9 protein-coding genes are annotated in these 9,040 nt (G+C 46.2%); 5 read left to right on the top strand and 4 right to left on the bottom strand.

Going from position 1 to position 9,040, the window contains the following annotated elements:
• From ACHZC4_RS02175 to ACHZC4_RS02165, 3 genes are all read right to left on the bottom strand, one after another.
• A partial coding sequence (locus ACHZC4_RS02175) for a hypothetical protein (RefSeq protein WP_394752126.1) occupies positions 1–186 on the bottom strand: 186 nt, incomplete at its 3' end.
• A 311-nt stretch (positions 187–497) separates the two neighbouring features.
• Positions 498–998: a helix-turn-helix transcriptional regulator gene (locus tag ACHZC4_RS02170; protein WP_394752125.1), complete on the bottom strand. Its 501-nt coding sequence runs from the start codon at positions 996–998 to the stop codon at positions 498–500.
• Between the two features lie 2 nt (positions 999–1,000).
• Positions 1,001–1,258: a hypothetical protein gene (locus tag ACHZC4_RS02165; protein ID WP_394752124.1), complete on the bottom strand. Its 258-nt coding sequence runs from the start codon at positions 1,256–1,258 to the stop codon at positions 1,001–1,003.
• 227 nt (positions 1,259–1,485) lie between these two features.
• Between ACHZC4_RS02165 and ACHZC4_RS02160 the strand changes: the two genes are divergently transcribed.
• The 5 genes from ACHZC4_RS02160 to ACHZC4_RS02140 all read left to right on the top strand — a co-directional run bounded on the left by ACHZC4_RS02160 (position 1,486) and on the right by ACHZC4_RS02140 (position 7,712).
• Positions 1,486–1,647, top strand: a complete 162-nt coding sequence (locus tag ACHZC4_RS02160) for a type II toxin-antitoxin system VapB family antitoxin (protein WP_394752123.1) — start codon at positions 1,486–1,488, stop codon at positions 1,645–1,647.
• A gap of 277 nt (positions 1,648–1,924) precedes the next feature.
• Entirely contained in the window at positions 1,925–2,116 is a 192-nt protein-coding gene (locus ACHZC4_RS02155) for a bacterioferritin-associated ferredoxin (RefSeq protein ID WP_394752122.1), read from the top strand.
• A gap of 39 nt (positions 2,117–2,155) precedes the next feature.
• Positions 2,156–2,620, top strand: coding sequence for a bacterioferritin (gene bfr / locus ACHZC4_RS02150; protein ID WP_394752121.1), 465 nt, complete (start codon positions 2,156–2,158; stop codon positions 2,618–2,620).
• A 364-nt stretch (positions 2,621–2,984) separates the two neighbouring features.
• Positions 2,985–4,241: an exonuclease SbcCD subunit D gene (locus tag ACHZC4_RS02145; RefSeq protein ID WP_394752120.1), complete on the top strand. Its 1,257-nt coding sequence runs from the start codon at positions 2,985–2,987 to the stop codon at positions 4,239–4,241.
• A gap of 6 nt (positions 4,242–4,247) precedes the next feature.
• Positions 4,248–7,712, top strand: a complete 3,465-nt coding sequence (locus ACHZC4_RS02140) for an AAA family ATPase (RefSeq protein WP_394752119.1) — start codon at positions 4,248–4,250, stop codon at positions 7,710–7,712.
• Positions 7,713–8,032: 320 nt separating this feature from the next.
• Here the strand turns inward: ACHZC4_RS02140 and ACHZC4_RS02135 are convergent, their stop codons facing one another.
• Positions 8,033–9,040, bottom strand: coding sequence for a virulence RhuM family protein (locus tag ACHZC4_RS02135; RefSeq protein ID WP_394752118.1), 1,008 nt, complete (start codon positions 9,038–9,040; stop codon positions 8,033–8,035).

The raw sequence follows: 9,040 nt of genomic DNA, 5'->3' as shown, positions 1-9,040 counted from the left end.
AGCTTGTCGAACCATGATCGGCTTAACCGCCCACCCTTCGACAGGCTCAGGCCGAACGGTTAAGCCTTGCACCGTGTCCCGCCTTAAGTGGGTAGCCGGTTTTTCTATTGGCCATTCGTTTTTAATTATAACTGTAAACTCACTAAAATTCAGGAGTAATCTCGAACTATCGAACCTATTTAACATACCATAATTTTACTTTAGCAAAAAACATGCCAATAAATTATATGATTACAAATCAGGCTGTTGAATATTACCTAGGAACCGAAAAGCTTTTATTAAATAGACTAATGTAAAAAAAGCAGTCGACTATTTTTATCGAGGGATTTTGAAGAAGAGCGCGATAAGATGCGGCCAACGCAAGGAAGCGTATCCCTTAAAGCCTATTTTCCAACTTCCGATATCCAATCGCCCCATGTAAATGATTAACCGTAATATTATTCAATTTGTATTGAATGGAAAATCAACCATACAATGCACGATGGCCCCACTAAACTTTATTGCGTGGTGTAGACATCACCCATTTGCCGATCTAGATTAATTTGCATGTTAGCCGATGCAATTTCAAGCAAACTGTCTTTCACAGTATAGTTGCCTTTGCCCTTAAACCAAGGCAACACCTTGGCAAGATGCCACAGCGTGGTACTGCCCTCATGAACAGGCGTTGGAAAAGAGGCTTGATATTTAATGTGCAGATTTCGGATATTTTGGCGACTACATCCCAAAATATCGGCAATATCGGTCAAGCCCACAAAATCGGGAGTAGCTTCGATTAGCTTCGCTTGCGGGAGTACTTTTTGTACATCGCTTAATGCACTTAAAACAGCTTCTGATGCCGTTTTTGCTTCTCTGGTGAAATTCATAGCCATACGTCCAGGTCGGCCAATACCAATAATGGCATCATCGCATCCTGCCTCATACAATTGATCCAAAAAAGTGTCTGGCTCGCATTCAAGGGCAGAAATATCAAACTTAAGAGTGAAATCATAATCAATCATACTTATTCCTCACCGCTAAGGTTTTGTGTTTTGTGTATCAGACAGTTATCGACGATGCGTCGAATTTGCTTAGCGTGATTTTCCGGTTTTCTGGGTGTACTCCAGATACTTGCCCTGCAAAATTCACCGCATCGACAGTCTTTATTATTGTAGGGGCAATACATTTGACCCCACGCATGAGACCCATCTTCCACAATCCGCCAACCATTATCCGAAGCATACTGCAAAGCGGCCGCGATTTCTTTATGGGGATGGGGCATGAGTTATCTCGTCAATTTTCCATGATAGTAGAAGCGATAGTTGATTGTCAAATGACAATTAAAATAACTCAATAAAGTACTCTACAAATAAAGTGGCAAAGCCCATTCGCCCATCGTAATTATAGTCGGAAGTAAGGCTTAACCAGCCACCGCCACGATTGGGCTATTAGGATTGAACAGGAACAGTGGAAATGCTTTAAGGTGTATGGTTTTGTAATTGCTTACACATGGAGAAGCCGACGCGAACCAATATCATTATTGATGACACATTGATGGCCGACGTTTTAAAAGTAACCGGAGTAAAATCTAAGCAGCAAGAGGGGATTAAAGCCTTTAAAGGCAAATTAAGCTGGGAAGGTGATCTGGAGCAGATGAGAACTGATCAGTGATTTTAATTGATTCCAGCGTCTGGATCGATTTCTACGGCCAAGGGATGTTATAAATATCCTGAACTTACCCAAAAATTAGGGTCTTAAGGTGTAAGTGCTTCTTGTATTAGAAGCTCTCTAAGCCTATTCGAGCCAACCCTTTGAAACAGCCTTTGGCATTAAGGCGATAACGAAGGTTTTTAGATAAAAGTATTTGCATAAGAAAACTTCAAAACTGACTTTACTTTTTAATGAGAATTGTTATCATTACCCATAACAATACCTTTAGAGAACCAAAATGTATATTTGTATCTGCAAAGCCGTTACCGATAAGCAAGTAAAATCTGCCATTGCCGATGGGCATACATCGCGTCGGCAACTGAACCAATGCTTGGGAGTGGGCAGTGTGTGTGGAAAATGTAGCCAACATGTTAAGCAGTTGCTTGATGAAAGTCGCATGGAAACTTGTATAATGCAAATGGTGGCATAATCTACACTTTGACTAATGCGCTAACTACAGGGGAATATCATGAAAGGTGATGCTAAAGTCATTCAGCTTCTAAATCGGGCACTGGAAAATGAATTAACCGCCATTAACCAATATTTTTTACACGCGCGTATGTATAAAAATTGGGGCTTTCAAAAACTTAACGAAAAGGTTTATCACGAATCCATTGATGAAATGAAACATGCGGATCAGTTGATCGAACGCATTTTATTTCTTGATGGCTTGCCCAATTTGCAAAGCCTGGGCAAAATATTGATTGGTGAAAATCCGCAGGAAATGCTGGCCTGTGATTTAAAGCTTGAGTATTTAGCCGTTCCATTGTTGAAAGAAGCCATTGCTTACTGTGAAAGCATCAGTGATTACGTGTCTCGACAAGTTTTTAGTCATATTCTCGAAAGTGAAGAAGAGCACATTGACTGGTTGGAAACTCAGTTGGCGCTAATTGAGCAAATTGGTATTCAAAATTATTTACAATCACAAATGTAATTGGGTTTTGTTTAGGCTGAGCCATGAGACAAATAAATCTTAACATGGCGTAAAAACAGCTGACCGTATCGTCCGGTCTATAATAGACGATCAACCCTCAATACCTCCTTAAAAATCCCCATAGCTGTAACTTTTGGATTTGCATGTTTTTAGCGGTAATATCACATTCTATAATTATTGCATTTAACTGCCTTACCTATCCAAAAGCTGGTTAAAAAGCATTGATACATTTAAGTATCTGTAAAATAATTTATGCTCAAAGCTAGGCAAACCCTAAGTGTGTTGCATCGTGCGTGCTTTAAACGACCCAAAAAATGAGCCACTTTTACTTGGATGCCAACCCCCATAAACAAGGAAAAATACCGTGAAATTCATCCATGCCGCCGACATACACCTGGACAGCCCGTTAACAGGATTGAGTGCTTATGCCGATGCCCCCATAGCAATGCTGCGCACGGCGACCCGCGATGCCTTCACCAATCTCGTTACCGAAGCCATTGAGCAACAAGTTGATTTCATGATAATCGCTGGCGATTTGTATGATGGGACATGGAAAGACCATAACACCGGCATTTATTTTTGCAGCCAAATGGGACGCTTGAAAAAAGTGGGGATTCCGGTTTATTTGCTGTTCGGTAACCACGATGCCGAGAGTGAAATGACCAAAAAGCTGCAATTGCCTGATAATGTCTATACATTTGATACGCGCAAACCCAATACTTTTCGTCTTGAGTCGCTAAAAGTTGCTTTACATGGCCGCAGTTTTAAGGACAGGGAAACCACCGAAAATCTGGCAACTGGCTATCCAGCGCCGATACCCGGTATGTTAAATATTGGTGTGTTGCACACGGCACTGGAGGGCAATTCCGCACATGCAAATTATGCCCCGTGCAGCCTCAGTGAACTTCATGCCAAGGGTTATGATTATTGGGCGCTAGGCCATGTGCATGACTACCAAATTTGGCAAGGGGCATCGACCGTAGTTTTTCCGGGCAATCTTCAGGGGCGGCATATACGCGAGACTGGTCCGCGTGGTGCGGTGCTTGTAACAACGGATGAATCGGGTATCCAGAATATTGAACGGCTGCTTGTTGATGTGCTGCGCTGGCACAGTTTAGAAGTCAATGTCACCGAGTGCAATGTGCTCGCCGACGTGGTACACAGCATAGGCAAGGCACTTGACGCATTGGTCGAAAGCGCTGCCTCATCGCTTCCGCTTGCAATTCGGGTCAGTGTTATCGGCAAGACTTCTGCACACGGTGATCTTTTTGGCTTGGAGTTACAACTGCGTGCGGAAGTCTTAAATTTGGCGGCTACGATTGGGGGCGAGCGGCTTTGGATTGAAAAGGTCAAGGTGGAAACCTCTGCTTTAGATGACGGCGCGGCGGTGAGGGCGCGAGCCGATGCGCTATCAGATTTGCAGGAGGTGCTTGAGGCGGCTGAAACCGATCCGGTTTTTCTGAAAAGCTTGCAAGACGAGCTATTGGGCTTGGTCAACAAGGCGCCGTTGGAACTGCAAGCGGATGTCCCGTATTTTAAGGACATTCGTGCGGGTGACCTGGCTGGCCTAGTGCGCGATGTGCGTCCTGGCTTGGTTTCTCATTTAGCAAACGCGGAGTAGTTTAGTATGCGATTTCAGCGTTTAGACCTGATTAAATACGGCAAATTTTCCGACCGCTGTGTTGAGTTTCCCGCCGCCAAACAAGATTTCCACTTAATTGTTGGCCCCAACGAGGCGGGCAAATCCACGCTGCGTTCGGCGATTATTGATTTGTTGTTTGGCATGCATCCCAAATCGCAGCTCAGTTTCTTGCACCCGCTCAAGGAATTGCGCCTAGGTGCTAGCATTGCTAACGCACTAGAGACGCTTGAATTTCACCGGACAAAAGCGCAAAAGCAAACCCTGCGCTCGCCGCTGGATGCTGTGCTAGCAGACAATGTATTGAGCCAATTCTTGGGGACGGGTGACAGGAATTTCTTTGAGAAAATGTTTGGCCTAGACCACACCATGCTGGTCAAGGGCGGCGAAAGCATCTTAAATGCCCAGGATGATGTCGGTCAGGTGTTGTTTCAGGCGGCAGCCGGTGTGGCGGGACTTGGCAAGGTGCGTGATGCCTTGTTGGCGGAAGCTGATAAGCTTTGGGCACCCAGAAAAGCCAATGACCGTGCCTATTATGCTGCCGCAGATCAGCTTGATAAGGCGACGGTCGCGTTAAAGGAAGCCACTGTCAGGACTAAAGTGTGGGCTGATGCCAATAACAAGGTGGAGGAGCTACACGATAAAATCACCCGTGAACGCGAGCATCATCAACAGTTCCAAGGCAAAAGGAATAGCCTTGAGCGGGTACGGCGGCTGGCACCGATCCTCATGTCACTTAAAACAAGTGAACAGGCAATGGCTGAGCTGGGTGACGTCATCGAACTGCCTGCCGATGCCGCCGCCACGCTTGCAAAAGTGGAGCGGGAGCTGGCTATTGCACAAGAGCGCTTGGCATTGCGCACCGCTGAAGTTGAAACCGCGCAGGGCGAATTAGGGGAAATTGAAGTCGATACTGCTGTGCTGGACGTTGCCACCGATATTAGCAAGCTTGACGAACTGCGCCTGCAATACGGCAGTTATGAGATGGATATTGAACGTCAGGAGCTGACAAAATCCGCACTCTGGCGTGATGTTTGCGAGGCCTGTGTCCAGTTGGGCTGGCAAGCTGAATCGCAAGCAGCATTGGCCAAATGCGTGCCGACACCGCTAGTCAGACGCGAACTTAACAAGCTGGCTCATGATTTTAGCGGGCTGGCGCAGGGTGTGAAAGCTGCCGAACACGCTGAAAAGGCCAAGCTGACTGAAATTGAATCGTTAGCACAGCAATTGGCTGCTTTGCAGACCGGTGAAATCAAGCCTGCACTGCGGGCTGCATTGGCCAGCGCCAGATCGTTAGGGGATCCTGATGCGGCTAGCCTTAAACAACAAACGGCTTTAACCAAGACGAAATCCTTGTTAGAGGATGCGCTGCAAGCGTTGGGACAATGGCGTATGGCGCTGCCCGATTTGACGGCATTGAAGCCACCCAGCCAACAAACTTTATCGCGGTTGCTGCAAGAGCGGCAAAGTCTCGTCGCTGAATGCAAGGCTACGGTAAAGCAGCGTGAAGACCAGAAAACCAAGGTCGCTGGCCTTGAGCTGAGTATTTTGCAATTTAAAGAACGCCACCATCCTATCACGCACGAAGACGTTATCCAGGCACGCTACGAGAGAGATGCATCCTGGGAGGCGATCAAAACCGGCGAGACAGCCTTGTCTCAAGCGGCGCAAGCCTTTGAGGCCACGCTGCTCCATGCCGATGCCATTGCCGATACCCGCCTTAACAACGTGGAGGCGGCAACCCAGTTGCAAAGCCTTAATCACCAGTTTGAGCGGGAAGTGCAAGCCCTGGCGACGATTGAAAACCAGTCTCTCCACCAAAGCGCGGCGCTTGAGCAGTTTGATGGCCAATGCTTAGCTAGGATGCAGGAAGTTGGTTTGACAGGTCTGATACTGGAAGACACTGGCGATTGGCTGGCAAAAAGAGACAAGGCACTGGCCGCCGCAACAGCTTGTCGGGATGCCCAGGCGGAATTTACAGCAATTTCGGTGAAGGTCGCAGAGTTCAGGCTCAATCTAGCCAAGGCCTTGCAGGAAGCGGCACAGCAGGTCGCAGATCATGACAGCTTGTCTGCTCTGTGTGTACAGGCGGAAAACTTTATTCAGGACATTGACCGCGCCAAAACCCGTCAGCAAACACTGTCTGGTCAATATCAGGCTGCTAAAACGCAAGCAGTGGCCTTGCAGCAGGCCGCTGAGGATGCCAAATCTGAGTTAAAGCATTGGAATCAAGCTTGGTCACAGACACTCGTCAAAGCCGGATTATCGGATGATAGCGATATAGGCAGCGTTGAAGGCGCGCTGGCGCTTATCGACCAGATTGAAAACAAGCTAAAAGATATGCGCTTGCTACAGGAACGTATCGATGCGATGACTGCCGAGCTGGCACAATTTGCCGTTGATGCCGACCGATTGGCGCAATTGCTTGCACCGGAATTGAAAACGCAGCCAGCAAGCCAGATAGCCCAGGTATTGGCAAAACGCTTAACGCAGGCCCGCGCAACCGCCACGGAAGCCACCCGATTAACAAAAACACTTCGCGATGCCAAAGCACAGGTGGTGATCGCCAATGACTCAATACGGACGGCATCTGCAAGCCTGAAACCTATGCTGGAACGAGTTGGCGTCGATTCTAATGTGTTATTGGCCGAAGCGATTGGCCGGTCTGACCAGTACCGGCGTTTAAAGGTAGCTATGGAGGAGGGCAGGGCGTGTCTTATGAGTGAAGGTGATGGCTTGGCACGAGTGCAGCTGGAAGCTGAGATTGATGCGGTTGAGTTGGTTCAGCTGGTCTCTGAGATTGCCCAAATTGATGCTGAAATTAATGACATAAGGGAGCGGGAAAGGGTGCTTTTGGTGGATCATACCGATGCGAAACGGGTGTTGGCGGAAATCGGCGGTTCCGATGCAGCGGCGCAAGCAGAAGCACAGCGGCAAGAGGCGCTGGCCAGAATGTCGGATGTGGCGGAACGTTACATTAAGGTGTTTACGGCGGGGCGCTTGTTGCGTTGGTCGATAGACCGTTACCGCGAGGAGAAACAAGGGCCTTTGTTGGCGCGTGCCAGCCTGCTTTTTTCAGGGCTTACGCTGGGGTCTTTCCAGCGTTTGAGTGTTGATTTTGACAAAAATCCTCCGGTTCTGGAAGGGCAACGTGCGGATGGCAAGCTGGTCGGGATTGCTGGCTTGAGCGATGGGACACGCGACCAGCTGTATCTGGCACTTAGATTAGCCTCTTTGGAAATGCACCTGGAGCAGGCGATGCCATTACCGTTTATTGCTGATGACCTGTTTATTAATTACGATGATGCAAGGTCAAAAGCAGGGCTTGAGGCACTGGCGGGCTTATCTGAGCGCACCCAGGTTATTTTTCTCAGCCATCATGACCATTTGATTCCTCTCGTTCAGGAAGTGTTTGGTGGGCAGGTTAATATTGTTGAAATGGCTGTGGGGTGAAAGTTTAGTTTATACACCTTAACGCGTATTTAGCTAGCAAAATCTGTGTCTATAAGTATTGTTTAGTGTCCAAGGGATATTAAATTTTGCTTGAATATTAATGCCGCTAGGCTTATATTTGCAACCGCTCACCTACCAATGTGTAGAAAGAGGTGGCCGTATCGTCCGGCCTATAATAGGCGACCAATTTCTTCATGTCAGTTCTATTCACAGTTATAAACCTCTCGATTCTCTAGCATGGAAATGATTTTAATATACAAATAGATTTGGCCTTAAAATCATTGATGCTCGTACTATTTTATCTATCTAAATTAATCTGTTCATTTTTTAGTCGTCAATTTTTTAATGCTTTTATCAAAATCGCTTTCAAAGTTATGATCTTGCACCACCCTGAATTTTTCATATTCCCGTATCGCTAATTTTTCCGCGACTACATGCCTAATTTTCCCCGCATCCTGCAATATTTCATAACCATTAAACTCTAAAAATGCATCTAGTTTTTGTATCCAGTCCGCCATTTTCATGGGAACATTTCGAGCTGCTTGAAGTTCGGCATAATCAAGGTACATGGATACAATCATTTCCAGTTCTTTGATTTCCTTTTCGATCAAATAATTTTTTGCAACGGATACATCACCTTTTAAAATCTTGCCGTTGGGTGCATTTTTCCACGTTTTTAATCCCATATTGGGTAATTCCGCATCAGCGCGGTTATGAATGAGTTCAGCGGCGGTTTTGCCGGTAATTGCCCATTCCAATTTATTTTGCACGGTTTTATAAAATGTCAGTGTCTTCGGGTCATCCTTGGCATAATCAACGCTACATTCTTTATAAATGTCGGTGATTTTTTGATAAAAACGCCGCTCACTGGCACGAATTTCTCGGATCCGTTCCAATAACTCATCAAAATAATCTTTGCCGAAGCGCTTACCTTGTTTTAACCGTTCGTCATCCAATACAAAGCCTTTAATGATAAATTCTTTGAGCGTTGCCGTTGCCCAAATGCGGAATTGGGTGGCGTTATGGCTGTTTACACGATAGCCTACGGCGATAATGGCATCCAGATTGTAAAAATCGATTTCACGGGTTACGTCACGATTACCTTCACGTTGAACTATTCGGAATTTCCGAATAGTTGCATCGTATTCTAACTCTTTGGATTTATATATATTTTGCAAATGTTCATTGATTGTCGGAACCCTAACATCAAACAATTCAGCCATTTTCTTTTGGCTTAACCAAAATGTTTCCTCCTCAAAAATGACCTCTATCTTCACTTTGCCGTTGGCATCGGTGTAAAGCAGGATGTCGTTAAATTCAAATGACAT

It is taken from the genome of Crenothrix sp. (genome assembly GCF_043729335.1).
In the GTDB taxonomy this organism is placed as follows: domain Bacteria; phylum Pseudomonadota; class Gammaproteobacteria; order Methylococcales; family Methylomonadaceae; genus Crenothrix.
The sequence above is the reverse complement of the archived record's forward strand: the minus strand, read 5'-3'. Positions and strand labels throughout refer to the sequence as shown.